The organism is Chitinophaga sp. YIM B06452 (genome assembly GCF_039655965.1).
In the GTDB taxonomy this organism is placed as follows: Bacteria; Bacteroidota; Bacteroidia; order Chitinophagales; family Chitinophagaceae; genus Chitinophaga.
Genome location: NZ_JAWLKY010000001.1, coordinates 1,395,641 through 1,422,104 on the forward strand (window position 1 = coordinate 1,395,641; position 26,464 = coordinate 1,422,104).

A 26,464-nucleotide genomic window follows, 5' to 3' on the forward strand; every position below is an offset into this window, starting at 1 on the left:
TAAACAAGGCTCCGCTGCTCAGATGGAATTTTGCTATGGATTTAAAATGAAACTGCCAGTGATGTGGTGACGGCCACATTCGTATTCTTCGGTTCTGCATATTTTGTAAAGATGTCGTCTTTACTGTTATACAATTTTCCTTCCACACGAAACAGCACATTACTTACGGGCGCGATATCCAGGTTCAGGGAATAGCCGCTGGTCTTGAAGCCATTAGGCGTTCCCGTGGCGATGATCACGCCATTTTCATCGTTGTAATACTCGTACCGCGCCGCCATGGCCACTTTCTCAGTGAATGCATAACGCGCAATGGCCATGGGGCTGTACCAGCTGTTCATATCGCTTTCGCCTTTCTGTTTTTGTTCCAGGCCATAGTCGCAACCGGCTATGAGACTGAATTTATCCGTGATATTAAAGATACCGTAAACATCGTTGAAGTAGCGCATCTGGCGCACGGAATCGGGTTTGTCGTTGCCGATGAAGGTGCTCCAGTTAAGCGTTACTTTGCTGCTGGGTTTAAAGGTCAGCTGTGTGCCGAAAGCGGGTGTCTGGTTGGCGTCCGGGCGTTTGATCCTTTGCCAGCCGTTCAGGTACATGGCGGCGATGGTCCATTTTTCATTGGGCGTCCAGGTTACTTTGGCGCCGGCTTCGTAGTATGGCGTGTTTTCCGCCATGATGCTGCGGGTGAGCGTGTAACAATCTTTGGAAATGGCGCTTTCGAACCCGATATGCGAAGGCATGATACCCGCGTCTATCCATACGTTCTTGCCTACACGCACGCCTGCGTTCGCTTCGTACACATATTTCAGCAGTTCCTGTTCCGCGGCCATATTGTACTGCCCGTAGGTGCCCGCCATCAGGGCTACGTTTGCCCTTACGCGGCCGCTGCTGTAATTCGCTTTCAGGAATGCCAGGTTTACGTTCAGCTCGTTGTGGCGGTTATGGTTGTAGAGGAAACCCGGTTTGGTGTGGTTTTCCGGCTCATTGAAATCGAAGGAATAATAAGCTTCCGCGTAACCGGAAAAGGTCAGCTTCGGTTCAGTTTTCTCAGGCTCGCTCTGTGCCATGGCATGCATGCAAAAAACGGAACCCGCTACGATCAAAAGTGTTTTCTTCATTTTTATTGATGGTGTTTATACGTCTTTTTTGTACTGCCCACGCTTCCCGGAGGTCGTGTTCCCCGGGCGAAGCGTGGTATGTACTTTTTCCGGGGCCTTTCATAGGCTCGGGAGAGGATATGTGAACTATTTCAAATTGTCCAGCGCAATATTCAATTGCAGCACATTTACCGTGGAAGGCCCGAACAGGCCCAGCAGCGGGCCTTTCGTGTGCTCTTCCACGAGGCTGATGAGCTTGTTTTCAGGAAGATTGCGGAGTTTGGCGATCCTGGGAACCTGCACCAGGGCGGCTGCCGGAGACAGGTGAGGATCCAGCCCGCTGCCTGATGCTGTTACAAGTTCTGCAGGAATGTTCTCTTTTTTCACCCCGGGATTATGCGCCAGGAAGGTGTCTATCCTTTCCTGCACTACTTTCAAATAATCCTCGTTAGACGGCCCTTTGTTGGAACCGCCGGAGCCGGCGGCGTTATACCCAACGGCGGAAGGACGGCCCTGGAAGTATTTATCGTCGGTAAAATTCTGCCCGATGTTGGCGTAGCCAACCACCCGGCCTTTGTTTTCCACTGTAACGCCGTTCCCTTTACCGGGAGCGAGTTTTGCCGCACCCGCGATCAGCAGGGGATAAATGCCTGCCGTGAGCAATACCAGTACCGCGGTCAGTTTTAATGCGGGAAGAAAATATCTTTTCATGATCAGTTCAGATTAAAAGAATAAAGCAACAACCAGGTCGATGAGTTTGATGCCGATGAAGGGCACGATCACGCCGCCGAGGCCGTAGATAAGCAGGTTGCGGCGCAGCAGCGCGCTGGCGCCTATCGGTTTATACGCAACGCCTCTCAGGGCCAGCGGTATCAGCAGCGGGATGATGATGGCGTTGAAGATCACCGCGCTGAGGATGGCCGTTTCCGGGCTGTGCAGCTTCATGATGTTGATGCCCTGCAACGCCGGGATAGACAGGATGAAGAGCGCCGGCACGATCGCGAAATACTTGGCCACGTCGTTCGCGATGGAAAAAGTGGTGAGCGTGCCGCGCGTCATCAGCAGCTGCTTGCCGATCTCCACGATCTCGATGAGCTTGGTGGGATCATTGTCCAGGTCCACCATGTTGCCGGCCTCTTTGGCGGCTTGTGTGCCGCTGTTCATAGCCACGCCAACGTCTGCCTGTGCAAGTGCGGGCGCGTCGTTGGTACCGTCGCCCATCATGGCTACGAGGCGGCCTTCCTGCTGCTCTTTTTTGATGTAGGTCATTTTATCTTCCGGTTTTGCTTCGGCGATAAAATCGTCCACACCGGCTTTTTCTGCGATGTATTTGGCGGTGAGCGGGTTGTCTCCCGTTACCATCACTGTTTTCACGCCCATTTTGCGGAGGCGTTCAAAACGTTCCTGGATGCCGGGTTTGATGATATCCTGCAGTTCTATCACGCCCATGATCTTGCTGTTCACAGCTACTACCAGCGGGGTGCCGCCGTTGCCGGAGATCTGTTTTACCGTCTGGTGGGTTTCAGCGGGGAAGGGCTGGCCTTCGCGCTGCGCCAGGTCGCGGATGGCGTCGTATGCCCCTTTGCGGATGCGGGTACCGTCTGCCAGGTTGACGCCGCTGCTGCGGGTTTCTGCTGTGAACTTCACCATGGTAGTGCCTTCCAGCGACAGGCGGCTTACTATGTCTTTACCCGCCAGCTCCACGATGGATTTGCCTTCGGGCGTATCATCCGCCAGGGAGCTGAGCGCGCTGAGGCGGATGAACTCTGCTTCGGAGAAACCATTGGCCGGGTAAAAGTGCGTGGCCTTGCGGTTGCCGATGGTGATGGTGCCGGTCTTATCCAGCAGCAGCACATCCAGGTCGCCGGCGGTTTCCACAGCTTTACCGGATTTGGTGATCACATTGGCGCGCAGCGCACGGTCCATGCCCGCGATGCCAATGGCGGACAATAAGCCGCCGATGGTGGTAGGAATAAGACATACGAACAATGAAATGAAAGCGGCGATCGTGATCGGCGTATTTGCATAATCCGCAAACGGTTTCAGCGTAACGCACACGATGATGAACACCAGTGTGAAACTGGCCAGCAGGATGGTGAGCGCTATTTCGTTGGGTGTTTTCTGGCGGGAGGCGCCTTCCACCAATGCGATCATTTTATCGAGGAACGATTCGCCGGCTTCGGTGGTCACTCTCACCACGATGCGGTCACTGAGCACTTTGGTGCCGCCTACCACGCTGCTCTTGTCCCCGCCCGCTTCGCGGATCACGGGGGCGCTTTCGCCGGTGATGGCAGATTCGTCTATGCTGGCAAGACCTTTCACGATCTCGCCGTCCGCCGCAATGATGTCTCCCGGTTCGCATACGAACAGGTCGCCTTTTTTAAGCTGGGAGGAGGATACCACTTTTATCTCGTCGGTGAAGATCTCGCCTACAGCCAGGATCTTTTTGGCAGGAGTTTCTTCTCTTGTTTTACGAAGGCTTTCCGCCTGGGCTTTACCGCGCGCTTCCGCAATGGCTTCGGCGAAGTTGCCGAACAGCACGGTGAGCAGCAGCACGATAAAGATCGTGAGGTTGTAGCCGAAGCTGCCCTGCGAAACGTCGCCGGTAAAGAAGGTGTAGAGTGTAACGATCAGCATCACGATGGTGCCGAGCTCTACGGTGAACATCACCGGGTTCTTGATCAGCAGCCGGGGGTTCAGTTTTATGAAGGATTGTTTCAGGCTTTCCTTTACCAGGTCTGCCGGGAACAGTGTATTATCTTTTGTTCTCATGATCATTCAGCATTTATCATTAATACAGGGAGAAATATTCCGCGATAGGACCGAGGGCCAGTGAGGGGAAGAATGCCAGCGCGGCAATGATCACGATCACGGCAAGGGTCATGATGCCGAAAGTGCCGGTGTCTGTTCTCAGCGTGCCGGCCGATTCGGGCACATATTTCTTCTGCGCCAGCAGGCCTGCAATAGCCACCGGCCCGATGATGGGAAGGTAACGGCTCAGGATCAGCACAAAGCCGGTGGTCACGTTCCAGAAAATGTTGTTGTCTCCCAGGCCTTCAAAGCCGGAGCCATTGTTGGCGGCGGCGGAAGTATACTCATACAGCATCTCCGAGAAGCCGTGATAGCCAGGGTTGTTGAGCCAGTTGCCCGGCTGCACCGCCCAGTTGGCGCCCCAGCCGTGCGCTATCGCAAAAGAGGAGAGCGCTGTACCCGCCAGGATCAGGAAGGGATGCAATAAAGCCACCAGTGCGGCGATCTTTACTTCTCTCGCCTCTACTTTATGGCCCATGAATTCAGGTGTGCGGCCTACCATCAAACCGGAAATGAATACAGCAATGATGATAAAGATGAAGTAGTTGAGAATGCCCACCCCGCAACCGCCGTAGAAGCAGTTGGTCATCATGGCCACCAGTTCCATCATGCCGGTGAGCGGCATGGTGCTGTCGTGGAACCCGTTTACCGAGCCCGTGGAAATAATGGTGGTGATGGTGCTCCAATAAGCGGTGGCCGTAGGCCCGAAGCGTACTTCCTTGCCTTCCATGGCGCCTGTGGCCTGTGTGATGCCCATCTTCTCAATAGCCGGGTTGCCGCCCGTTTCCTGGATGATGGAGGGGATCATCAGGCAAAGCATACCCAACGTCATCACACCGAATATGATGTTGGCGAATTTGCGGCGCCGGATGAATATGCCGAAAGCAAATATCATCGCGATGGGAATGATGACCTGTGAGATCGCTTCGGTCATATTCGTCAGGTAGTTCGGGTTCTCCAGCGGGTGGATGGAGTTGGCGCCGAACCAGCCGCCACCGTTGGTGCCAAGGTGTTTGATGGCGATCATGCCGGCGGCAGGACCGCGGGATACGCCTATGGTATCGCCCTGCATGGTTACCACGGTGTCTTTACCGGCGTAGCTGGCAGGGGTACCGTTGAACGCGAGTATCAGCGCGATCACGACGCATATCGGCAAAAGGATGCGGGTATTGGTCTTCACCAGGTAATCCCAGAAGTTGCCCAATTTGGTAGTGGTCTTATCCCTGAATGCCTTGAACACCACGATCAGTGCCGCAATACCGGTTGCCGCGCTTACGAATTGCAGGAAGGTGATCACGAACAGTTGCGTGAAATAAGTAAGGCCCGATTCGCCGGAGTAGTGCTGCAGGTTACAGTTCACCAGGAAGCTGATAGCTGTGTTAAAGGCCAGGTCCGGTGTTTGGCCTGCGTTGCCGTCCGGGTTGAGGGGAAGTTTATCCTGGAAGATCAGCAGGAAGAAGGCATATACAAACCATAGCATGTTGATGGTAAGCAGTGCCTTGAGGTGCTGTTTCCAATTCATTTCCTCTTTGGGATTGATGCCGCAAATCTTGTAGATCGCCCTTTCCAGCGGCGCGAGGAAGTCCATCCAGGTTTTTTCCCCGGCAAACGTTCTGGCGATGTAACGTCCGAGCGGGATGGCGATGAGCAATGTCAGCGCATAGGTAGCTATGACGCCTAAAAGTTCTGTATTCATTGTTTAAAAAGCAGTTAGGGATTCAGAATTTTTCCGGTTTCAGCAATACATAGATCATGTAGATAAAAACCAGTATCGATAACACGAATAATGCGTTCATCATAGAGGTCCGGTTTAAATGTTTTCGAAATAGTCCACAGATTTAAAGAACAGCCAGAAGAAAACGAGGCCCGCAAGGAGCAGTAGTGCGATTAACATAGTGCGTTATTTAAGATGATTTGATGACGGATCTGTTTCAATGAAACCGGCAGGTACGCTTTCAGCGGCGAGTCCATGAAGGGGGAGATGCTGTACAGGAACACGGATTCAATGGCGTTCTTAAGGCTGTTGCTGCCGTTTTTATATAATACGCCCGCCATGGATAAGCATTTCCTGACCTCCGGCGTATGGCCTTCCCGGATCACTTTGCGGGTATAGGCTGAAAAAACGCCGATGGATTTGGTAAGCACATTGGCCTGGAGGATACCTGCGAGGGCAGGTATCTGGTGAGCGATCAATAACGGTACTTTAGCGTCCGGTAACATGATGATTCAATTTGCACCGGTATTAGCCATTGAAATGCCAGAAGGAAAAAAGAAGGATTAACTTATTGAAAGGCAATATTTTATTTTAACATGCCGCAACATGCCAGTTGTCCGCAACCATGCAGAATCTGAAGGGTGTTTGCAGAAACGGGTTATTGGATATTGTACTCTTTGATTTTGTTGTAAAGGGTGGTAAGGCCGATCTGCATCACTTCCGCGGCTTTGGTCTTGTTGCCTTTTACAAGTTGAAGGATGCGGATGATGTGGCGGCGCTCTGCGTCGGCAAGGGTGAGGGCATCGTCTGTTGGGCCGTTCACGCGGAAGTCCAGCGGGAGGGCTGAAACGTCCAGCTCCGGTGTGTCCGAAAGGATTACGGCTCTTTCGATCACGTTGCGCAGCTCGCGGATATTGCCTTTCCAGCTGTGCTCGCGCAGGGCTTTGCTGAAGGCGGCCGTCATCCCGGAAATTTTGCGGCCGTTCTTCGGCGCCAGTTGTTGTATGAAATATTGGGCAAGAAGGGGAATATCTTTCCTGCGATCATTCAATGAAGGCAATTTTATCTGGAAAGCGGAGAGGCGGTAATACAGGTCGGCCCTGAAGTGCCCTTCCGCGATCTCTTTTTCCAGCTCGCGGTTGGTAGCGGCAATGATGCGGATGTTCACTTTGATGGGTTTGGAATCGCCCACTTTGTAGAACTCACGCGTCTCCAATACGCGCAGCAGCTTGGCTTGCAGCTCTATGGCCATTTCGCCGATCTCGTCCAGGAAGATGGTGCCGTTGTTGGCTTCTTCGAGGAAACCTTTTTTGTCTTTGACAGCGCTGGTGAAAGCGCCGGCTTTGTGGCCAAACAGTTCGCTTTCGAGTATTTCTTTGCCGAAGGCGCTGCAGTTCACGGCCACAAAGGGTTGTGAGCCGCGTTCGCTGGCGCGGTGGATGGCTTGTGCGAATACTTCCTTGCCGGAACCGGTTTCGCCGAGGAGCAGCACGGTCACGTCCGTACCGGCCACCTTCCGCGCAAGGGCAATGGCATCCTTTATTTCGACGGATTCACCGATGATGTTCTCAAAATCATGTTTGCCGCCGATCCTGTCTTCCAGCTCGCGCACGCGGGATTGCAGCCGCGCTTTGTCCATGGCTTTGCTCGCCAGCGGCAGGATGCGGTGATTGTCGTCGCCCTTGGTAATGTAATCAAAAGCGCCGTTCTTGATGGCCTGCACGCCGTCTTCGATGTTCCCGTAAGCGGTGAGCACGACGATCTCCACATCCGGGTATTTCTGTTTGAGGGATTGGGTCAGTTCCACGCCGTTGCCGTCGGGGAGCTTCACGTCGGAAAGGATCACCTGCACTTCTTCCCGCTCCAGCAGCCGCAGTGCGGCCTTTACGCTGCCTGCTTCCAGGATGGTGTATCCTTCCAGCGCCAGCAGCCTGCCGAGCAGTTTGCGGAGCTGTTCTTCATCGTCTATGATCAGTATCGTGCCTTTTGACATGGAAGCAAATGTAAAGCAGAATCCACATTAAACGAAAAAACCGGGGCAGCCATTCGGCTAAACCCCGGTCTGTTCTATGATTGATCCGTTTATCCTTTACCTCGCGTCAGGTGTTTTCTGGTTGCGTTTCACCGTTACCGCGCCGAGCAATGCGCCCAGCCCGCCCAGTACGGCGTTGGTCACGAATACGTTGGTGAGCGTAAATATCCAGTAACCCTGGCGTTTATAGTCGCTGTACTCGCTCATGCGGTTACCTTCGGATGGTATATCGCCCACATGTGAACCCGCGGGCTCGGTAGCCAGCTGGAATAAAATGTTGGCGGTAGACACCATTACGACGGCCACAAAAGCCGCCAGCAGGCCCGAAAGGAAAAGCCTGCCCAGTGAAACCTTGCCGCCGTAGGCTTTGTTGGCATGCATTACAGCCACCATCACCCCGATAAAGATCAGCGTATTCACAAAATATCCTGTCCACAAATCAGACATAAAGTCGGTAATGTAAAAGAACAGGGTGAATAAAATACCGATCAATCCTATCAACACGCCATATATCCACGGCAGTTTTCGCGGCGATTGCATTGCTTGTTGCATATTCTCTGGATTTAGTTAGTAACATTCATTCTTCACACCCTTGTCCAATGTTATAACCAAGCCAAGAAACGTGCCTATTGTTCTACTGTTTTAAGAATTGTCCGGAGGTCGTTCTTTTCCTTCTGGATGCTTTCCCACAGGTCACCGCGCTTTTCCAGGCGTTTGAGCGTGTTGCCGATATGATAGTCTTTTACATTGAGCTTTGCATTCACCTCCTTCCATTCCAGCGGCGTGGCTACGGGCGCCCCGGGCTGCGGCCGGCAGGAATAAGGCGATGCGATCGTTTGACCACGGCTGTTTTGCAGGAAATCGATATACACTTTGTTCTTCCTTTTTGCTTTCGCGCGGATGATGCTCGTGGTTTCCGGAAGCTCTGCGTGGGCTTCCTGCGCAATGTATTCGGCAAACAGGCGGCACGCGTCGTAAGGATATTTCGCGCCGGTGGGTATGTAAATATGCAGGCCTGTAGCACCGGAAGTTTTGCAATAGGAAGCAATGTCGTGCGCCTCCAGTATCTTCCTGATCGTTTGCGCTGTTTCCACCACATGTGTGAACGCGATGTCTTCAGGGTCCAGGTCCAGTATCACGTAATCAGGGTGCTCCGGCTTCCGGATGCGCGACAGCCATGGATTGATCTCGATGCAGCCCAGGTTTACCATGTACGCCAGCGTAGCTTCGTTGTTGCATACGAGGTAGTCGATCATTTTGTTGTTGGATTCGGAATGCACCTGCGTAGTCTGTATCCAGTCCGGCGCCTGCTCCAGGTCAAGGTCTTTCTGGTAGAAGCTTTGGCCGGTAATGCCGTTAGGGAAGCGGTGGAGCGACAGCGCGCGGTCTTTCAGGTGCGGCAATATATAATCCGCTACTGAAAGGTAATAATCGATCAGCTGGCCTTTGGTGATCTTTTCTTTAGGCCAGTAGAATTTCTGTTGATTGGTGAGCTGCACTTCGTGTTTGTTCAGCTTCAATACCCGGTCTTTTGCAACTTCACCGGGTTTCTGCATGTTCGAAACTGGTTTTTCCATGGCGGCTGTTTTAGCGGGAGCGGATTGTACGCCGGTCCCGGTGATATGTTTCGGCACTTCGCGTTTCACGGAAGTTGCCGGTTTGTCTTCTCTCAATGCAACAAAGATGGGCTGCCGCAATATCCCGCCCTGCGTCCATTCGGAGAACTTCACTTCGCATACGAGCACGGGGTCCATCCAGGTAACGGGCATATTTGTTTTTATCTTTTCTTCGAAAGGCGAGGTGTCGCGGCGGTATTCCTGGAATTTGCCGAACAGTTCTTTCAGGTTGGTGTCGTTGAAACCGCCACCGCAGAGGCCGATGTAACGGAGCTTCTTTCCTTCGTACACGCCCAGCAGCAGCGCCCCGATATTCTTGCGGCTGCCGCGGGGCGCAGTGTAGCCGCAGATCACGGCTTCCTGCCTGTTCAGCACTTTTATCTTAAGCCAGTTGAGCGAACGCTGGCCGGAGACGTAATTGCTTTCGCCGTTCTTGGCGATGATGCCTTCCCAGCCGGCCTTCGCCGCTTTTTCGAATAATTGCAACCCTTTCTTTTCCACATGACCTGAATACTGCACTCTTGGATCATCCAGTTGCTGCACGATCTGCTCTAACAGTATTTTCCGCTCCAATAGCGGCAGCTCTTCCAGCTCGTGGCCATCCAGGTGCAACAAATCAAACACCTGGTAAACGAGCTTCCCTTTGCCCGTAGAACGGTAGTTCTGTAAAGCCTGGAAATCCGATCTTTTATTGGTGCCCAGCACAATGATCTCGCCGTCCAGCACTACATTGTGAGGAATATTCTCTACAGCTTCAACAATAGGCGCGTATGATTCGTTGAAAGAGAGTTTGTTACGGGAATAGATCTCTGCCTTCCCGTTCTTCACCGCAGCAATAGCGCGGTAGCCATCCCATTTCGTTTCAAAGATCCAGCCTTCCCGGTCAAAAGGCGCATCCACCAGAGTGGTGAGCATGGGGCTGTAAAAGGCTTTGATGGCCGATTTACGCTCGGTCTCCTTTTTCGCCGGTTTTGTTTTGGCGGCTGAAGCGCTTTTCTTTGCGCGGGGAGCGGCTTTTTTTGCAGTTGTTTTCTTAGCGGCTGCAGCCTTTGCCGGTGGTTTCCTTCCTTTGGTTTCGGCGGCTTTGTTGTTGGAAGGGCCTTTCAGCTTCTCAATGACCCGCTTCGGCGTATGCTCTTCACTATCATAAGGCTCATTCACAGCATAACGGTCCCGGTGTTTGATCATCAGCCAGGCATTCTCTTCACGGCCTTTCATTTTCACCAATGCGAATTCGCCTTTCAGCTTTTTCCCTTTCAGCATCACCTTCAGGTTGCCGGATTTCCACTCTTTCAGCGCTTCCGCGTCAAACGACTTCCCGTTTTGCTCCAGTAATTCGTAAGTGCCTTTGTCCCATACATACACGTAACCCGCGCCGTAGTTCCCCGGCGGGATCTCGCCTTCAAAATCTTTGTAGTCGTACGGATGATCTTCCACTTCCATGGCCAGCCGCTTGTCTTCCGGGTTCAGGCTGGGGCCTTTCGGCACGGCCCAGCTTTTCAGCACGCCGTCCATTTCCAGCCGCACGTCGTAATGCAGGCGCGTGGCGTGATGCCGCTGCACCACGAAAATATGTTCCTTGCCTTTGGCGGCCTTTCCGGATTTCGGTTCCGACGTTTGCCGGAAGTCCCGCTTCTTGTTATATTTTTCGAGGCTCATGATACGCGTTTTTTACTGCCTGTGCCCAGGCTGGCTTTCAGCTGATCAAACAGGTCGGTACTGCGTGTGTGCACCACTTTCATCTTCTTCACCTTGGCACGTTTGCCGCTGGCTTTGGCTTTGATGATGCGCAGCAGTTCCTGGCGGTATTCGTCTTTGTATTGCGCTATGTCGAACGGTTCTGAATACTGCTGCACGAGTTTCACGGCCATATCCAGTTCCCTTTTGGGAATGGTTGTCTTATCGGGAAGGGAAAGATCGTCCGGTTCCCGTACTTCTTCCGCGAAGCGGAGGCGGTGCAGCATCAGGTAATTATCTTTGGCGCGTACAACGGCCAGGTGCTCCTGCGAGCGCAGCACGAAGAGCGCCACGCCTACCTTGCCGGTCTTTTCCAGCGTGGCCCGCAGCAGCTCATAAGCCTTGGCGCCGCTTTTATCGGGCGCAATGAAGTACGGCGATTCAAAATACACAGCATCAATTTCGTTGGTGGCGGTGAAGGTGGTGATCTCTATGACCTTGCTCTTCTTGGGGCTGGCGTCTTCGAAATCGGTATCGTCCAGCACTACGTATTCATCGTTGTAGTTGTAGGCCTTCACGATATTTTCCCAGGCCACTTCCTTGCCGGTCTTTTCATTGACCCGCTGGAAGCGGATGCGGGAATGGTCTTTTTTATCCAGCATATCCAGGTCGAGGCGGCTTTCCTGGACGGCGCTGTACAGCTTCACCGGGATGTTCACCAACCCGAAACCTATGCTGCCTGTCCATATTGATCTCATGGGAGACGGTTTTCCCTTTCTACAACAATGATTATACCACCGGGGGCAAAAGAATAGGCCGCCCCGGGAACGGAACGGCCGTGTTTTCTTTAATATGCATAACTATTGGGGGGAATACATTATTTGAATAAATACGGTGTTAATAATTTCTGAAAATATCCAGCCAACAATCAGGCCAGATTCTGTGGCATAGCTTTTGGCATTTCAACTGTATATCAAACCCGAGAGTTATGGAAACACCCACACCAAACAAACCCGGCGAAATGACGACCCTTTCCCAGATCATGGCAAAGCTCCATTCAAAGGGTTTCGACAACGAATTCAAAGTAAGCGACCACGGCAGAATGCAATCTCCTGACGGAGATCAGATCTATAATCCTGAAGATCTCAAGATCATCAAAACCTACCGTTTCGAAGGAGAATCAGACCCATCGGACAACTCCGTATTGTACCTCCTGGAAGACCAGGAAGGCCATAAAGGCTATGTACTGGATGCTTATGGCATGTATTCCTCGCACGATGAGGCCGGTTTTGATGAATTCCTCAAGAAGATACCTGTTGAAGACAGGGAAGAACAGGTCATCTTCGGGGGACTGTGATGAATGAGGGTATAAAAAGAATAGAGACGCACTTTTCCGGTCGTCTCTATTTTTTTTGCGCATTGTCCTTCAGTATCCGCAACAGTAGCTTTTCGTCCACATCTTTTTGCAGGTATTTCCCCAATTTCTCTTCTTCATAAAGCGTGAGCAGGCAGGGATGAACGTAGTATTTTTTACACACTGCGCGGGTATTCCCCAGTTTTGCCGCCACATGGTCTATCACTTCCACGATCTGCCGCCGGCATGCCGCCTGCGATTCGAAGGGCCCGTAGGCCGCCAGCAGGTGAAGCGCTTCGAGGGTACCGGCCCAGGTGCGCAGGTCTTTACAGGTGAACTCCTCGTTCGTGATATTTTTCAGGTACTCGTTCAGCTCGCCTGAATCGAGGCTTTTCACTTCATCGTTTTCGTAATACTGGAAAAGTTCCTGGCCGGGGATGTCGCGCACTTTTTTGAGCAGCCGCGCCAGGGAAGCATGCCGCAGGGAGATCTTCTGCTCTACGCCTTTTTTGCCTTTGAAGCGGAAGAACGCTTCGTTGCCGTTTATTTTCACATGATGATTGTGCAGGGTGGTAAGGCCGTAGGAGTGATATTTCTTTTCGTACTCGGCGTTGCCTACGCGCATGAGCGTTTCTTCCATGATGCGCAGGGCGATGGCGCACACGCGTTGTTTGTCCAGCTGCTTCCTGCGCAGGTCTTTTTTGATCTGCGCCCGGATGCGCGGCAGCATTTTGCCGAACTGGAGCAGGCGGTTGTATTTAGTCTGGTTGCGCATGGCCGCCCAGCGGTTGTGGTAGCGGTATTGCCGGCGGCCCAGGGCGTCGGTGCCGGTGGCCTGCAGGTGGCCGTTGGCGTAGGGGCATATCCATACGTCTTCCCAGGCGGGCGGCAGCACCAGTTTTTTGATGCGGTCCAGTGTTTCTTCGTCTGTGATCTTTTTGCCGGAAGCGTCCAGGTAATAAAAACTGTCGCCGCCGCGCACGCGGGTATAACCGCGGCTTCCCGGCGAAACGTAGCGCAGGTGGGCGGCCTGGGCCATGGCAGCCGGTTCGTTAGCCGTTAACAATTTCTCCTCCATTGGGATGCAGTATTTGGCCGGTGATGTACGCCGCATCGTCTGACGCCAGGAAAACATAGCTGGTAGCCACTTCCACGGGCTGGCCGGCTCTTTTCAACGGCACGTCGCTGCCAAATTCGGCCACATGCGAAGCGGGAAACGTAGCGGGAATAAGCGGCGTCCAGATGGGGCCGGGCGCAACACCGTTCACCCTGATGCCTTTATCGGCGAGCATGGAGGAAAGGGAACGGGTGAAGGATACGATGGCGCCTTTGGTGGCGGAATAATCCACCAGGTGGCCGCTGCCGCGGTAGGCGGTCACAGAAGTGGTGTTGATGATGCAGCTGCCTTTCCGCATGTGCGGCAGGGCAAAACGGACCATGTAGAAATGCGCGAAGATGTTCACGGAAAATGTGCGGAGCAATTGCTCAGCGGTGATGTCTGTAAACTTTTTCTGCGGGAACTGAACGGCGGCATTGTTCACCAGCACGTCTACCCTGCCGAAGCGGTCCACTGTTTTCCTGATGATCTTTTCGCAGTGTTTCTCCCTGCTCACATCTCCCGCTACCAGCAAGGCTTCCCGCCCCAGGGCGTTCACCCGGGCGGCGGTTTCTTCCGCGTCCTGATCTTCATCGTAATACGCGATCACGACGTGCGCGCCTTCGGCGGCGAAGGCCAGGGCTACGGCGCGGCCAATGCCGCTGTCGCCACCGGTGATCACCGCGATCTTATCCTGTAATTTCCCGCCGGCGGGCCTGGTATCTTTTTCCGCTACCGGCAGCGGCTGCATTTTCGCTTCTATGCCGGGCTGGCGGTTCTGGTGCTGCGGCGGGCGTATGTCTTTTTTCTTGTTCGATTTCTGCATAGTTCCTTTATTGAAATGAAAAGAGGCTGGAACGTGTTACCGTTGTCAGCCTCTTTCCTGCAAGGGCGGCTATTCCGCCATTGCTTCTTCGTTCACGGAAGATTCTGCGATCTGCGTGAGCAAAGCGTCCGTTTCCTTTTCCTCTCCCAGTGTTTGTTCGAGGATGCCGGCGGCCTCGGTATGCCCCATCCTGTTGGCCAGGGTGCGGAGGCTGCCGTATGCGGCTATTTCGTAATGTTCCACTTTTTGCGCGGCAATGATGAGGCCCGCGTCGAGCACGGCTGATTCTTCTTCTTCGCTGATCAGTTCCTGTGCTTCGGCTACGAGGCCTTCCATGGCGTCGCATTTTTTGGCTACGGGCCGCATGCCCATCATTTCAAATATTTCTTCTACCCTGGACACATGTTCTTTCGTTGCGGCCAGGTGATCGGCGAACGCATCCACCAGTTCCATGCTGGTAGCTGCTTTCTGCATTTTAGGCAATGCCTTTACCAGGTGTTTTTCCGCCCAGTAAATGTCTTTCAGCTCGTCCATAAAAAGCTGGTGGAATTTGGAATTGGGCATATCCCCGTTCTTTCCGTTGCTTTTCGTGCTGCTTTTTTGTGTGCTGCCTGTGCTTTTACGGGCGGGGGCTGTGCTGCGCGTTGTTGCGCTTTTCTTTGTTCCGGTGCGGGAACCTGTGGATTTAGTTGCCATAACATTGAGAAGATTATCTGGTGAACAATTGCATGTATTGACTATTTGTTGGGAAAAGGAAAACGGTCGCGGGAATCTACCAGGCTGCTTTCCTCTTTTTTCGCATTCCCTTTCTCGTCTGTCTCTCTCTCTTCGCCTACAATGTCTGGCGACTTCTCTTCCACATCCGTATTTTCTTCGTTTTCGGGAATTTCCTGTTTCGGGCTTTTGTCAGGGCCCTTGTCCGGCATTTCGGGTTTGGGCGCTGTGTCGGGCTCAGACTGCGGGTCGCTGGGCTTGCGTTCTATCTCGCGTTTGGGCACTTCCTGGGGAATATCAGGCTGTTGCTGGTTTTCCCCTTTATCGAGACCCGGCTTAGGCTGTCCGCCTCCCTGGCCATGGCTTCCCTGGTCACGTTCCCGTTCCTGATTCCCTTCCTTACCCGGTGGCTGCTGGCTGTTTTGCCCCACCTGTCCGGGTTTGGCCTGGGTGTCCTGATTGGCTTGGCTCTTCATAACTCACGGTTTTAAGGTGTAAAAAAATCGTTGATTGCAACACAGTGAAAGTCCTCTGTCGTTCTCATTCATATCATCCAAACAGCATTCCAACACCGGGGCATATGTTTTGCGGGTAAAAGGCAACAACTGTATAACCAGCTACCCGGAAACGTTCCACCTGCTGTTATTTCCGCCGTTTGCGCGGCTTTTCGTAAATTCACTGCATTTAATTTCCACGGGGGGAAATTGTTTGTAGAATTAGGTTTTCATTCTGTAGAAAATCGTTCACAGGAATTGAGGGGCTATAAAACATTCGAATCCATGCACATCAGCGTACACAAGAAGATCAGGATCGGTTTTTTTATCGCGTTTACCATCATCGTGATCGCTTCGGTGATCTCCTACCTGATCGCGCGCAACCTGATGCATAATGCGGACCGGCTGAGCCACGCGGTGGAAGTATCCAAGCGCCTGGACGCCATTACCGGGCAGCTGAAAGACGCGGAAGCCGCCATCCGCGGCTACAACCTCACCCGGGAGCCCGCTTTCCTGAACCCCAGCATGGAAGAGCGCAGCGTGAAGATAGAATCTGAATACCGCAAGCTGCGCCGCATTACAGACGACACGCTGCAGCAACGCAACCTCGATACGCTCAAACGTCTGCTGGACGTGAAATACCTCCAGCTTACCGCCGGCCAGCAGAAAAGCGCCAGCAGGACCACCATACAGGAAGCGGAAGTATCCATGGACCTCATCGATAACAAAGTGGAAGAGATGACGCGGATAGAACAGGCGCAGCTGAATGAAAAAACGCGCATGTTCCATTTTTTCTCCGGCCTTTCCATTCCTTTCATATTCATCATTTCCATTATCGCCATTCTCATCGGCGTTTACTCCTACATCATACTCACCCGCGAATTCCGGCTGCAGCTGCACATCGAGCGGCGCATGAAGAACTACCAGCGGGAATTGCAGGAAAATATCACGCTGCTCAATAAAAGCAATAAAGAACTGGAACAGTTTGCCTACGTGGCCTCGCACGACTTGCAGGAGCCGTTGCGCAAGATCTCCACGTTCTCGGACCGGCTGATCATGAAACACCGCGGCGAACTGACGGATGAGGCCGCCCAGCTGATAGACCGGATGGTGGCGGCCGTGGGCCGCATGCGGGTGCTCATCAACGACCTGCTTATCTTTTCCCGCGCCGGCCGCATTACGCCGGAAAGCCAGGTGCCGGTAGACCTCAACGCCATTTTGCAGGACGTAGTGGGCGACCTGGAACCGGCCCTCCAGGAAAAGAACGGCACCGTCCTCTTCGACCAGCTGCCCGTGATAGAAGGCAGCGACACCGGTTTCCACCAGCTGTTCCAGAACCTGCTCTCCAACTCCATCAAGTTCGCCCATCCTGAAAGGGCCCTGGAGATCCGCATCCGGCGGGAACTGCTCACCGGCAAAGAAGCCGGTGTGGCCAGCGAACAGAAATGGGACGACACCTACTGCCGCATATCCATCGAAGACAATGGCATCGGCTTCGACCAGGTGTATGCAGAGCGGATATTCCTCATCTTCCAGCGCCTGCACGGCGTCAGCGAATATAAAGGCACCGGCATCGGGCTGGCCATCTGTAAAAAGATCGTGGATTCCCATAACGGCACTATTACCGCCTTCGGCTCCGCCGGCCAGGGCTCCACCTTCGTGATCGTGCTGCCCGTGAAACAAAGCCGCGAAGAATGAAACACTTTTGCATGTTTATTGTAAGAAAAATCTAACTATTGGGGCAAACCATGAAAGATTCCAGGATACGCATACTGATGATCGACGATGACGAGGATGACTTTTTCCTTGTAAATACCCTGTTGCAAGATGTGAATGGCAACGGATACATCATAGACTGGGCGCCTACCTACGACAGGGCCATCGAGGCCATCGGGCAAAAGGAACATGAGCTTTACCTCGTGGATTACCGCCTGGGGCGCTACACCGGGCTGGACATCCTCCGGCATTTCCAGCAGATAGGCTACGAGGCCCCCGTGATCATGCTCACCGGCAAAGGCGACTATGCCATCGACAATGAAGCGATGATGGCGGGCGCCTCCGACTACCTCGTGAAAGGAGAGATCACTGGTCCGGAATTGGAAAGAGCCATCCGATACGGCATCATGGAGTTCAGGCACCTGCGCACCATCGCGGAAAATGAGCGGAAATATTTCGGCATCTTCGAAAAAAGCCATGACCTGATCGTTCTGGCCGATTGCAATATGAACATCATCGAGGTGAACCCCATTGCCGTCCGGAAAATGAAATACAGCCGCGATGAATTCCTGCAAATGAACCTGAAAGACCTGTTCGTACAGGAAGCGGAAGCCATCCAGTTCGTACAGGACATCTGCGGGGACGATGCAATCGTTCAGAAAGAATTTTCCTTTAAGAATAAAGACGGGCAGAAGCTGGAAGTGCTCGTCAACGCCAATAAACTGGACGAGCAGCTGGGTACCTTCCTTTGCGTGGCGGAAGACATTACCGAGAAAAAAAGGGAGGAACTGGACAAACGGCAGCAGGAAAAATTCGTGATCTCCGGCCGCATCGCCCGCGTGATAGCCCATGAAGTGCGCAACCCGCTCACCAATATCCTGCTGGCGGTGGGGCAGTTCAAGCAGGAAGACGCGGCCGGCAACGACGACCGGCAGCTTTACCTGGACATCATCGAGCGCAACTGTACCCGCATCAACCAGCTGGTGACCGAGCTGCTGCAATCTACCCGCATGATGGAGCTGCACCTCCAGGAATACCATGTGAATACCCTCGTAAAGAATGCGCTGGCGCTGGCGGAAGACCGCATCAGGCTGAACGATATCCGGCTGCATGAATTTTATACCGAAGAAAACACAACAGTGCAGGCCGATGATGAAAAAATGAATATCGCGCTGCTGAATATCCTGATCAACGCCGTAGAAGCCATGAAACCGGGCGAAGGCATGCTTACCGTGACCACCTCCGCCGAAAATGACAAGGCCTGCATCCGCATCCGCGACAATGGCACCGGCATACCTGAGGAAAACAAATCCCGCCTTTTTGACCCTTTCTTTACCTCCAAAACCAAGGGAACCGGCCTTGGGCTTACTTCCACACAGAACATCATTATCAATCACAAAGGCACCATCAACGTAGAAAGCGCTCCCGGTGAAGGAACGCTTTTCACGATCACATTGCCCAGGGCTTAACTGACGACCTACAAACAAAACGGGAAAAAGGATTCCTTGCCGGTTTCCCTTCTCCCGTTCCTATGGATCGAATTTTTACCCTTGGTTAATTATACGGCCCGGCCACGTATGATATTGATCAGCACGGCGATGATCGCCAGTACGAGTAATGCGTGAATGAGCCCGCCTGCGGAGTAAACGAAGAATCCGAGTAACCATCCTATAATGAGGATCACCGCGATCAGATAAAGTAAATTACTCATGGCATATGATGTTTAGTTCATAACAACCAGTAGAAATATTATGCCAATCCCAAAAACCCTGCTTTTAAATGCTGTAGCGGATTTCAGCGGCCCGATCTGTGGAAGCGCTTCCACCATCAGTGGCGTTAATTGGTCATCGGAACCCTCCCAAACCGCCGTATCCGCATGGCTTCTTTTTTGGAGCAGATAGGTATCTACTATTTAGAACACTTAAAAAATTAACCATCATGGAAAATCATCAGAAAATCGCCGCTGTGGTGGAAGACCTGGTTAAGATCAACAATGACCGTATCGAAGGTTACCAGAAAGCTGCGAAACAAACGGACGAAACAGACCTGAAAGAACTTTTTGACACCATGATCGCGGATAGCAAACATTTTACGGCAGAACTGAACAGGTACCTGCGTAATATGGGCGAAGACAGGGAAAGGGATACCACCCTCGCCGGGAAGATCTACCGCACCTGGATGGACGTAAAGGTTTCCTTCGGGGGCGCCGACCGCCACGCCATCCTGGCCTCCTGCGAATACGGGGAAGACGCCGCCCAGAAGTCATACCGCCAGGCCATGGAGCAGAGTTACCTCCCGGAAGACCTGCGGGCCATCATACGCCAGCAGCAAAACAAACTGAAAGCCTCGCACGACAACATCCGCCATATGCGCGATGTGGAAGCAGTGAACAGGTAGAAGCAGTGACGAGGTAAATAAAAAGAGTCCCGGTAAGTTGCCGGGACTCTTTTTTTGAGCAAAAAATCGTTGTTGTTTTCGGGGGGACTCACTTTGCAGTGGTTAAAAAATGGAGGATCAATCTATGACAAGAAGGTTGGGGCTAAATGAACCATGGAGCGTGCCGGTCAACAAAGAAGGGATGTATCTAAAAACTGTCCCGGCCTATGCCGGGACAGTCTGGCAAGCTTTCCGGTTGTAAATATGTTTTTGCTTTTGCATTGAACAGTAGTTATCCTGGTTTTGGATACCTGTTGTAATGCTGCTTAACATTTTATAACCAAATAAAGCAGCCAATAACTAAAACAACAGCTATGATAAAAGTATAACCGAAAACGGTTATAGCTCGTTGATTAGCTTTTCAACTTCTTCTTTGGACTTACCCAGTTTCGTCTGGAGCTTACCATAGAGTTCATCTTCTTTCCCCTCGGTGTAGGTGAGATCATCGTCCGTCAGGTCTGCATACTTCTGTTTCAGCTTCCCTTTGATCTCGTTCCAGGCTCCTTTTAATTGCAGCGAATTCATACGATAGCATTTGCTTTTTAAAGTGCAATTTGCATACCACCGTGCCAGGCGCGCAGTTAACGTGGATTTTGTTTGTATTTTATCGCAAAATGGGGAAACAGCAGGAAGGGGAATTGTGGAAATTCTTCCCCAAAAACTGCTGTTTAAACAGCTAAACCGGCCCGGCAAAATGTTTGCAAGAGTATTTATAACCAAAGTAGTTTCAACAGATTATTTCAAAAAACCGGACAATTGAGTGATGGATCCAGGAAAGAAAATATTTGGTGCCTCCGGCCTAAATTCCCGTGATGTCAGCAACCCCGGAAACCAGCTAAAACCCAACGCCATGGGAAATTTGATATTGATAATCGACGACGAGCCGGACATTTGCCAACTTTTGCAGTTAAGCCTTAGTAAACACGGCTATAAGGTAAAATATGTACACGGCCTGAAGGAAGGCATGCAGTTCCTGTCCAGGCAGCAGCCCGATGTGCTTTTCCTGGACATTCATCTTCCGGATGGGTCTGGCCTGGAAGCTTTGCCCGGCATCAAAACCCAATATCCTAATCTCCCGGTGATCACGATCAGCGCCTATGACAACGGGATGGAGAAGCAGAGGGCCCTAACAGCAGGAGCGGCCCGCTTTTTGCCGAAACCATTTAATGTAGGGGAATTGCAGGAGATACTGCATGAAGTGAAGACAGAGCATCATTACCCAAGTGCATAATTATTAGTAAATTTAGTGTCCGTTAGTATCCGTCCAATATTGATCTTATGAAGAGTATCCTCATTATTGATGATGAAATAAATATTTGTACCCTGCTCAGCAAGTTCCTGAGCAAGCATGGCTTTAAGACAGACAGCACGATGACCGGCGCGCAGGCGCTTAAAATGATCAAAGAGGAAGCGTATGACCTGGTGCTTTGTGATTACCGCCTGAAAGACACCGACGGTTCGCAGCTGCTGAACGATATCAGGGCGCTCCGCCCCCAGACCGTCGTGATCATCATCACCGGTTATTCAGACGTGAGAATAGCGGTGGAAATGGTGAAGAACGGCGCATACGATTATATATCCAAACCTTTATACCCGGACGAAATACTCAGCCTTGTCAATAAAGCGCTTTCCCAGCCTGCGCCTTCCGTGCAGGGAACGCCCGTAGCGGCGCGCGCCTATGAAGAGAGCGCACAGCAGACCACCGAGCCCGGCAAGAACGGCGCCGGCGGAAAGTATGTGTATGGCGAAAGCGAACCTTCCAAAGTACTTTTCCGTGAACTGACGCTGGTAGCGCCTACCGACTACAGCGTGATCCTTTTCGGGGAAACCGGTACCGGTAAAGAATCTGTGGCCCATCTTATCCACGACCACAGCAGCCGCAGCAATCAGCCTTTCATTGCCATAGACTGCGGCAGCCTTTCGAAAGAGCTGGCGGCCAGCGAATTGTTCGGCCACGAAAAAGGCGCTTTCACCGGCGCCATCGGTACCAAAATAGGCGCTTTCGAACAGGCGCATGGCGGCACCATCTTCCTCGACGAAATTGCCAACCTCTCCTACGATATCCAGGTGGCACTGCTGCGCGTGATCCAGGAAAAACAGATCCGCCGCGTGGGCAGCATGAAAGAGATCGCTGTAGACGTCCGCCTGATCGTGGCTTCCAACGAAAACCTGTTTGAAGCCGTGCAGAAAGGCAAGTTCCGCGAAGACCTCTTCCACCGTTTCAATGAATTTACCATTCACATCCCGCCGCTGAGGGTGCGCAACGAAGACCTGCCGCTGTTCGTGGATTCTTTCCTGGGCCAGGTAAGCAAGGAGCTGAATAAACCGGAGCCGGTGATGACGGAGGAAGTGTGGGAATGTTTCCGCCAGTACGACTGGCCGGGCAATATCCGCGAGCTGAAGAACGTGATCCGCCGCGCAAGCCTGCTCACGCCTGCGGGAAAAGAGATCACCATGGCCGCGCTGCCCCTGGAAATGAAAGCCGGCGGTTATTCCCGCCTGGGCGCCGCCGCTCCTGCCGCGGGCGCCGTGGAAGATGCCGAAGCTATGCCCGACCTGCCTATGCTGGATGAGAACGATCTCAAATCCGTTGCGCTCAAAGCGGAATATAATAAGATCATCAACGTGTTGAAAGCGGTAAAATATAATAAGACCAAGGCCGCGCAGCTGCTGAACATAGACAGGAAGACCCTCTATAATAAGTTACGCCTTCTGAACATCAACTACTGATACATGGAAAATCATCCCCCGGTGCCGGCGAATAACAATCATAACAGTAAGCCGCCGGGTTTCGAGCGGTTCTCCATCAAAGTGGTGAACGCTACCGGCAGCCCCTGGGCGTTTATCATCGCCCTGGCAGTGATCGTGGTATGGGCCATCACCGGCCCGCTGTTCGGGTTTTCGGATACCTGGCAACTGGTGATCAATACCGGTACCACCATCGTCACTTTCCTCATGGTGTTCATCATTCAGAAATCGCAGAACAAGGATTCCAAATCCATCCAGCTGAAACTGAACGAGCTGATCGCGGCCACCAAAACCGCCAGCAACCGGTTGATTGATGTGGAATCTTTATCGGAAGAAGAGTTGAACACCCTCCACCAGTTCTATACCAAGCTGGCTTCTGAAATGCAGAAGAACCTGGACCTGAAACGCTCCCATTCCATCGAGGAAGCCATGGAAAATACCGAAGGAAAACTCAGGAGCCGGAAATGATCATTTGCTTAGCTCCTGCAAAAGCCCGGAAAGGTTCAGCCGTTCCGTATACATCGTTAGGTTCCCGTCTTCATCCAGGGGCCATTGCTCTTTTGGCCTGTCCCAGTACAATTCCAGCCCGTTCCCGTCCGGATCGTTGAGGTATAATGCCTCAGACACGCCGTGGTCCGCAAAGCCGGTAAACTGCACGCCGGCTTCCGTCAGCCTCTTGTAAATGGCCGCCAGGTCTTTCCGTTCCGGGTACAATATGGCCACATGGTACAACCCTGCCGCATTCACGGGCGCAGGCGGCATGCCTTTGCTGTGCCAGGTGTTCAGGCCGATGTGATGGTGGTAGCCGCCGGCTGAAATAAAAGCAGCCTGGTCGCCATACTTCGCCATCAATTCAAATCCCAATAGATCACAATAAAAATCCAGCGAGCGCCGGAGGTCGGAAACTTTGAGGTGCACATGCCCGATGCGGGTTTGTGCGGGAACGGTATAGCTCATGAATACAGCTGATTTTTGAGCAAAGATAGGCGGTTCCCTCCTTCAACCGGTAATATGTATTGTCCGCTGAATCCGGCTGCGCTTGAGAACCGCCTTCGTATCAGGGTACCAGCAGGAGACTGGTGATACCAACGGAAATGCGGTAATTTCTTCTTCAGGTGTGACCTGATATATCAACAAAAAAGAAGTTCACTTTGTTGCCGGGAACGATCTGTGTTTTTAACTTATTGCTACCAGAATAAATTGGCAAACAGGAACCCCGCCGCTACAGAAACGCCAACGCCCACAAGCCCGGGTATCATAAAACTGTGGTTCACAAGATATTTCCCAATGTGGGTGCTGCCGGTACGGTCGAAGTTGATGGCGGCCAGCAGGGTGGGATAACCGGGCAGCACAAAATCGCCGTTGGTAGCGGGAAACATGGCTACCAGGTTGTGCGGAGCAATGCCCAGCAACACGCCCAGCGGCATCAGCGCTTTGGTGGTGGCCGCCTGGCTGAACAGCAGCATGCTGAGCACGAACAGCGCGATCGAGAAGGTCCAGGGGGCGGCGGTGACCATATTTCCCAGCGCATGCTCGATGGTGGTTTCATGCGCGGCCATAAAAGTGGCGCTCATCCATACCACGCCGAAAATGGATACCACGGCCTGTGCGCCGGCGGTGAACAGGCTTGCTTTCGCCACTTCAGCGGTGGGCGTCCTGGTGAACAGCAGCATGAGCGCAGCGGCCGCCAGCATGACCAGTTCTATCACCGCGGCCATTTTGATCGTGCCGTTCGCGTTTACGGAAAGATTGGCCACGCCGGGTTCAAACGTAGGCAGCATGCCTTTGAAAGCGCCCGCCAGCACGATCACCAGCACTGCGATGGCAAAAATGATCACGGATGTTTTGGCGCCGGGTTTCAGGGGCTTATCGTTCGTTTTGCGCTCCGCGTCCAGCTCGGCGGCAAACTCGGGGTCTTTCATTTTTTCCAGGAACACGGGATCTTTTTCCAGCTCCTTCCCTTTTTTCCACACCACCGCCACGCCGGCCAGGATGCCTACCAGGCAGGCCGGTATACATACTTTGAGGATATCCATCGGCACCAGCCCGCCGGGCAATATGGTGATCATGGCGGCGGTAGCGGCTGATATCGGGCTGGCAGTGATGCCCAGGTGCGAAGCGATCACGGAAATGCTCAGCGGCCTTTCCGGCCTGATGCGCTTCTTGGTGGCTACTTCGGCAATAACGGGCAGCAGGGAATAAGTGACGTGCGACGTGCCGGCAAATACGGTAAAACAAAAAGTGACCAGCGGGCCCATGAGGGTAACCATGGAGGGTTTGCTGCGGAGAATCTTCTCAGCCATCCGCACCAGGTAGTCCATGCCGCCGGCAGCCTGCATGGTGGCAGCGGTAGATACCACGGCGAGGATGATCAGCATCACGTCTATCGGCGGCTCGGCAGGCCGCATCCGGAACAGGAAAACGTACAGGGCAAGCGCCACCATACCCATTACGCCCAGGCCGATGCCTTTCATACGGGCGCCTATGAGAATGGCTGCTAAAAGAATTGCAAATTGAAGCCAGATCATGTTTCGGTTTATGTTTGATGTGGAATTATACGTCTGCCGGCACCGGTTCATTCATAACCGTACAAGATATCTACTTTTGGCAAAGTATTCACCTGGCTGATATCAAATTCTGTTTCAAATGTTACCTGTTGATGAAGGTGGGCCGGATCATGTTCTCGAACGTGAAGATCTCGTCCCATTTCTCCTGCGTCACCAGCTTTTTTTCTTTCACGGCTATATCATGAACGGATTTGCCCGTCTCCAGGGCCTCCCGCGCGATGGCGGCGGATTTTTCATAACCGATGATCGGGTTCAGCTGGGTGACGATGCCGATGCTCTGCATCACCATCTGCTGCGTATGGTCTGCGTTGGCGGTAATGCCGTCCACACATTTTTCGCGGAGCGCATTGCAGGCATTGGTCATGTAAGTAATGGAAGTGAACAGGGAAAACGAGATCACGGGCTCCATCACGTTCAGCTGCAACTGGCCCGCCTCGGCTGCCATGGTAAGGGTAAGGTCGGCGCCGATAACGTAGAACGCTGTCTGGTTCACTACTTCAGGGATCACAGGGTTCACCTTGCCGGGCATGATGGAAGAGCCGGGTTGCATGGGCGGCAGATTGATTTCGTTTAGCCCGCACCGTGGGCCGGAAGATAACAGGCGGAGGTCGTTGCATATCTTGGAGACCTTTACGGCAGTACGTTTCAGCACGCCGGAGAGCTGCACGTAAGCGCCTGTATCATAGGTGGCTTCAATGAGGTCGGTTGCCAGGCTGAGGTCCAGGCCGGTTACTTCACGGAGGTGTCTGGTCACCAGCTCGGGGTATTCCTTTGGCGCATTCACACCGGTGCCGATAGCGGTAGCGCCCATATTGATCTCGGAGATCAGGCGTTTGCTGTCTTCTATCCGCGACAGCTCTTCGCGCAGGTTGGTGGCGAATGCCCTGAATTCGTCGCCCATGCTCATGGGCACTGCGTCCTGCAATTGGGTACGGCCCATTTTGAGCACCTGTTTGAATTCTTCGCCTTTCTTTTCGAAAGATTCAGCCAGCCTGGTAAGGCTGGTCTTATAATCGTTCAGCTTATTGATCAGCGCAATGCGGAAAGCGGTGGGGTAGGCATCGTTGGTGGACTGCGAGCAGTTCACATGATTGTTCGGGTGGCAGAATTCATAATCGCCTTTTTCTTTTCCCATCATTTCCAACGCCACATTGGCGATCACTTCATTGGCGTTCATATTCACGGAAGTGCCTGCGCCACCCTGTATGAGGTCTGTAATGAACTGGTCGTTGAATTCCCCGCCGATCACGCGGTCGCTGGCTTTTACAATGTACTGCGCGATATCCTTGTCAAACACGCCCAACTCGGAATTAGCCAGGGCAGCGGCTTTCTTTACATACCCCAGCGCCTGCACGAACAATGGCTCTACTTTCAGCGGGATGCCGGTGATATGAAAATTCTCGATTGCGCGGAGCGTTTGAATACCATAATAAACATCTTTCGGGATCTCACGTTCCCCCAGGAAGTCGTGTTCGCGACGTTGTGCCATTAAACTGAATTTTGAAATGGTTTATGGATACATTCAATACAACAGGAAAAAACGGGTATTTGTTTTGGGGGCGGGGC

General features: G+C 52.7%; 25 protein-coding genes. 7 read left to right on the forward strand and 18 right to left on the reverse strand.

What is annotated here, in order from left to right; genetic code table 11:
• Positions 1-41 precede the first annotated feature (41 nt).
• The 9 genes from R3I13_RS05345 to R3I13_RS05385 all read right to left on the reverse strand — a co-directional run bounded on the left by R3I13_RS05345 (position 42) and on the right by R3I13_RS05385 (position 11,705).
• Positions 42-1,118 carry a porin gene (locus R3I13_RS05345; protein ID WP_346316895.1) on the reverse strand — a complete coding sequence of 359 codons (1,077 nt, stop codon included), beginning with the start codon at positions 1,116-1,118 and terminating at the stop codon, positions 42-44.
• A gap of 126 nt (positions 1,119-1,244) precedes the next feature.
• Positions 1,245-1,808 carry a K(+)-transporting ATPase subunit C gene (locus R3I13_RS05350; protein WP_346316896.1) on the reverse strand — a complete coding sequence of 188 codons (564 nt, stop codon included), beginning with the start codon at positions 1,806-1,808 and terminating at the stop codon, positions 1,245-1,247.
• A gap of 12 nt (positions 1,809-1,820) precedes the next feature.
• Positions 1,821-3,875, reverse strand: a complete 2,055-nt coding sequence (kdpB, locus tag R3I13_RS05355) for a potassium-transporting ATPase subunit KdpB (protein WP_346316897.1) — start codon at positions 3,873-3,875, stop codon at positions 1,821-1,823.
• Between the two features lie 13 nt (positions 3,876-3,888).
• A complete protein-coding gene (gene kdpA, locus R3I13_RS05360) occupies positions 3,889-5,604 on the reverse strand; it encodes a potassium-transporting ATPase subunit KdpA (RefSeq protein ID WP_346316898.1) in 1,716 nt (571 codons plus the stop codon).
• A gap of 191 nt (positions 5,605-5,795) precedes the next feature.
• Entirely contained in the window at positions 5,796-6,128 is a 333-nt protein-coding gene (locus tag R3I13_RS05365; protein WP_346316899.1) for a hypothetical protein, read from the reverse strand.
• 152 nt (positions 6,129-6,280) lie between these two features.
• Positions 6,281-7,615: a sigma-54 dependent transcriptional regulator gene (locus R3I13_RS05370; RefSeq protein ID WP_346316900.1), complete on the reverse strand. Its 1,335-nt coding sequence runs from the start codon at positions 7,613-7,615 to the stop codon at positions 6,281-6,283.
• 96 nt (positions 7,616-7,711) lie between these two features.
• Positions 7,712-8,206 carry a DUF4199 domain-containing protein gene (locus R3I13_RS05375; protein ID WP_346316901.1) on the reverse strand — a complete coding sequence of 165 codons (495 nt, stop codon included), beginning with the start codon at positions 8,204-8,206 and terminating at the stop codon, positions 7,712-7,714.
• A gap of 74 nt (positions 8,207-8,280) precedes the next feature.
• The gene (gene ligD / locus R3I13_RS05380) at positions 8,281-10,929 is read right to left on the reverse strand and encodes a DNA ligase D (protein ID WP_346316902.1); all 2,649 of its coding nucleotides are present in this window, start codon (positions 10,927-10,929) and stop codon (positions 8,281-8,283) included.
• Positions 10,926-11,705 (reverse strand): Ku protein, encoded by a 780-nt coding sequence (locus R3I13_RS05385; RefSeq protein ID WP_346316903.1) that lies wholly within the window; start codon positions 11,703-11,705, stop codon positions 10,926-10,928. The genes ligD and R3I13_RS05385 overlap by 4 nt, the downstream gene beginning before the upstream one ends.
• A 230-nt stretch (positions 11,706-11,935) precedes the next feature.
• Here R3I13_RS05385 and R3I13_RS05390 point away from each other — a divergent pair, with 230 nt between their 5' ends.
• Positions 11,936-12,304, forward strand: coding sequence for a hypothetical protein (locus tag R3I13_RS05390; RefSeq protein ID WP_346316904.1), 369 nt, complete (start codon positions 11,936-11,938; stop codon positions 12,302-12,304).
• Between the two features lie 46 nt (positions 12,305-12,350).
• On the opposite strand, the gene R3I13_RS05395 is transcribed toward R3I13_RS05390, so the two are convergent.
• From R3I13_RS05395 to R3I13_RS05410, 4 genes are all read right to left on the reverse strand, one after another.
• A complete protein-coding gene (locus R3I13_RS05395; RefSeq protein ID WP_346316905.1) occupies positions 12,351-13,379 on the reverse strand; it encodes a DNA topoisomerase IB in 1,029 nt (342 codons plus the stop codon).
• A complete protein-coding gene (locus R3I13_RS05400) occupies positions 13,354-14,223 on the reverse strand; it encodes a glucose 1-dehydrogenase (RefSeq protein WP_346316906.1) in 870 nt (289 codons plus the stop codon). The genes R3I13_RS05395 and R3I13_RS05400 overlap by 26 nt, the downstream gene beginning before the upstream one ends.
• A gap of 69 nt (positions 14,224-14,292) precedes the next feature.
• A complete protein-coding gene (locus tag R3I13_RS05405; RefSeq protein WP_346316907.1) occupies positions 14,293-14,919 on the reverse strand; it encodes a ferritin-like domain-containing protein in 627 nt (208 codons plus the stop codon).
• A gap of 41 nt (positions 14,920-14,960) precedes the next feature.
• Entirely contained in the window at positions 14,961-15,413 is a 453-nt protein-coding gene (locus R3I13_RS05410; protein WP_346316908.1) for a hypothetical protein, read from the reverse strand.
• Between the two features lie 303 nt (positions 15,414-15,716).
• Between R3I13_RS05410 and R3I13_RS05415 the strand changes: the two genes are divergently transcribed.
• Positions 15,717-17,129, forward strand: coding sequence for an ATP-binding protein (locus R3I13_RS05415; protein WP_346316909.1), 1,413 nt, complete (start codon positions 15,717-15,719; stop codon positions 17,127-17,129).
• 50 nt (positions 17,130-17,179) lie between these two features.
• On the forward strand, positions 17,180-18,616 hold the full coding sequence (locus R3I13_RS05420; RefSeq protein WP_346316910.1) for an ATP-binding protein: 1,437 nt from the start codon (positions 17,180-17,182) through the stop codon (positions 18,614-18,616).
• A gap of 89 nt (positions 18,617-18,705) precedes the next feature.
• Here the strand turns inward: R3I13_RS05420 and R3I13_RS05425 are convergent, their stop codons facing one another.
• Entirely contained in the window at positions 18,706-18,858 is a 153-nt protein-coding gene (locus R3I13_RS05425) for a lmo0937 family membrane protein (RefSeq protein WP_120519031.1), read from the reverse strand.
• 227 nt (positions 18,859-19,085) lie between these two features.
• Here R3I13_RS05425 and R3I13_RS05430 point away from each other — a divergent pair, with 227 nt between their 5' ends.
• Positions 19,086-19,544 carry a PA2169 family four-helix-bundle protein gene (locus tag R3I13_RS05430; protein WP_346316911.1) on the forward strand — a complete coding sequence of 153 codons (459 nt, stop codon included), beginning with the start codon at positions 19,086-19,088 and terminating at the stop codon, positions 19,542-19,544.
• Between the two features lie 378 nt (positions 19,545-19,922).
• Here the strand turns inward: R3I13_RS05430 and R3I13_RS05435 are convergent, their stop codons facing one another.
• Positions 19,923-20,108 carry a CsbD family protein gene (locus R3I13_RS05435; RefSeq protein WP_209146004.1) on the reverse strand — a complete coding sequence of 62 codons (186 nt, stop codon included), beginning with the start codon at positions 20,106-20,108 and terminating at the stop codon, positions 19,923-19,925.
• A gap of 238 nt (positions 20,109-20,346) precedes the next feature.
• Here R3I13_RS05435 and R3I13_RS05440 point away from each other — a divergent pair, with 238 nt between their 5' ends.
• From R3I13_RS05440 to R3I13_RS05450, 3 genes are read left to right on the forward strand one after another with little or no spacing between them, the layout of a single operon-like run.
• Positions 20,347-20,814, forward strand: a complete 468-nt coding sequence (locus R3I13_RS05440; protein ID WP_346316912.1) for a response regulator — start codon at positions 20,347-20,349, stop codon at positions 20,812-20,814.
• Positions 20,815-20,861: 47 nt separating this feature from the next.
• Positions 20,862-22,313: a sigma-54 dependent transcriptional regulator gene (locus R3I13_RS05445; RefSeq protein WP_346316913.1), complete on the forward strand. Its 1,452-nt coding sequence runs from the start codon at positions 20,862-20,864 to the stop codon at positions 22,311-22,313.
• A gap of 3 nt (positions 22,314-22,316) precedes the next feature.
• Positions 22,317-22,799, forward strand: a complete 483-nt coding sequence (locus R3I13_RS05450; RefSeq protein ID WP_346316914.1) for a low affinity iron permease family protein — start codon at positions 22,317-22,319, stop codon at positions 22,797-22,799.
• Here R3I13_RS05450 and R3I13_RS05455 read toward each other — a convergent pair whose 3' ends face one another.
• From R3I13_RS05455 to aspA, 3 genes are all read right to left on the reverse strand, one after another.
• Positions 22,800-23,288 carry a VOC family protein gene (locus tag R3I13_RS05455; protein ID WP_346316915.1) on the reverse strand — a complete coding sequence of 163 codons (489 nt, stop codon included), beginning with the start codon at positions 23,286-23,288 and terminating at the stop codon, positions 22,800-22,802. It abuts the gene before it with no gap.
• A 230-nt stretch (positions 23,289-23,518) separates the two neighbouring features.
• Positions 23,519-24,859 (reverse strand): anaerobic C4-dicarboxylate transporter, encoded by a 1,341-nt coding sequence (locus R3I13_RS05460; protein ID WP_346316916.1) that lies wholly within the window; start codon positions 24,857-24,859, stop codon positions 23,519-23,521.
• 121 nt (positions 24,860-24,980) lie between these two features.
• Positions 24,981-26,387: an aspartate ammonia-lyase gene (aspA, locus tag R3I13_RS05465; protein WP_346316917.1), complete on the reverse strand. Its 1,407-nt coding sequence runs from the start codon at positions 26,385-26,387 to the stop codon at positions 24,981-24,983.
• Positions 26,388-26,464: the final 77 nt, after the last annotated feature.

Coding starts and splice junctions, on each gene's coding strand:
- R3I13_RS05345 (WP_346316895.1), bottom strand. CDS start 1,118: ATGAAGAAAACACTTTTGATCGTAGCGGGTTCCGTTTTTTGCATGCAT.
- R3I13_RS05350 (WP_346316896.1), bottom strand. CDS start 1,808: ATGAAAAGATATTTTCTTCCCGCATTAAAACTGACCGCGGTACTGGTA.
- kdpB (WP_346316897.1), bottom strand. CDS start 3,875: ATGATCATGAGAACAAAAGATAATACACTGTTCCCGGCAGACCTGGTA.
- kdpA (WP_346316898.1), bottom strand. CDS start 5,604: ATGAATACAGAACTTTTAGGCGTCATAGCTACCTATGCGCTGACATTG.
- R3I13_RS05365 (WP_346316899.1), bottom strand. CDS start 6,128: ATGTTACCGGACGCTAAAGTACCGTTATTGATCGCTCACCAGATACCT.
- R3I13_RS05370 (WP_346316900.1), bottom strand. CDS start 7,615: ATGTCAAAAGGCACGATACTGATCATAGACGATGAAGAACAGCTCCGC.
- R3I13_RS05375 (WP_346316901.1), bottom strand. CDS start 8,206: ATGCAACAAGCAATGCAATCGCCGCGAAAACTGCCGTGGATATATGGC.
- ligD (WP_346316902.1), bottom strand. CDS start 10,929: ATGAGCCTCGAAAAATATAACAAGAAGCGGGACTTCCGGCAAACGTCG.
- R3I13_RS05385 (WP_346316903.1), bottom strand. CDS start 11,705: ATGAGATCAATATGGACAGGCAGCATAGGTTTCGGGTTGGTGAACATC.
- R3I13_RS05390 (WP_346316904.1), top strand. CDS start 11,936: ATGGAAACACCCACACCAAACAAACCCGGCGAAATGACGACCCTTTCC.
- R3I13_RS05395 (WP_346316905.1), bottom strand. CDS start 13,379: ATGGAGGAGAAATTGTTAACGGCTAACGAACCGGCTGCCATGGCCCAG.
- R3I13_RS05400 (WP_346316906.1), bottom strand. CDS start 14,223: ATGCAGAAATCGAACAAGAAAAAAGACATACGCCCGCCGCAGCACCAG.
- R3I13_RS05405 (WP_346316907.1), bottom strand. CDS start 14,919: ATGGCAACTAAATCCACAGGTTCCCGCACCGGAACAAAGAAAAGCGCA.
- R3I13_RS05410 (WP_346316908.1), bottom strand. CDS start 15,413: ATGAAGAGCCAAGCCAATCAGGACACCCAGGCCAAACCCGGACAGGTG.
- R3I13_RS05415 (WP_346316909.1), top strand. CDS start 15,717: ATGCACATCAGCGTACACAAGAAGATCAGGATCGGTTTTTTTATCGCG.
- R3I13_RS05420 (WP_346316910.1), top strand. CDS start 17,180: ATGAAAGATTCCAGGATACGCATACTGATGATCGACGATGACGAGGAT.
- R3I13_RS05425 (WP_120519031.1), bottom strand. CDS start 18,858: ATGAGTAATTTACTTTATCTGATCGCGGTGATCCTCATTATAGGATGG.
- R3I13_RS05430 (WP_346316911.1), top strand. CDS start 19,086: ATGGAAAATCATCAGAAAATCGCCGCTGTGGTGGAAGACCTGGTTAAG.
- R3I13_RS05435 (WP_209146004.1), bottom strand. CDS start 20,108: ATGAATTCGCTGCAATTAAAAGGAGCCTGGAACGAGATCAAAGGGAAG.
- R3I13_RS05440 (WP_346316912.1), top strand. CDS start 20,347: ATGGATCCAGGAAAGAAAATATTTGGTGCCTCCGGCCTAAATTCCCGT.
- R3I13_RS05445 (WP_346316913.1), top strand. CDS start 20,862: ATGAAGAGTATCCTCATTATTGATGATGAAATAAATATTTGTACCCTG.
- R3I13_RS05450 (WP_346316914.1), top strand. CDS start 22,317: ATGGAAAATCATCCCCCGGTGCCGGCGAATAACAATCATAACAGTAAG.
- R3I13_RS05455 (WP_346316915.1), bottom strand. CDS start 23,288: ATGAGCTATACCGTTCCCGCACAAACCCGCATCGGGCATGTGCACCTC.
- R3I13_RS05460 (WP_346316916.1), bottom strand. CDS start 24,859: ATGATCTGGCTTCAATTTGCAATTCTTTTAGCAGCCATTCTCATAGGC.
- aspA (WP_346316917.1), bottom strand. CDS start 26,387: ATGGCACAACGTCGCGAACACGACTTCCTGGGGGAACGTGAGATCCCG.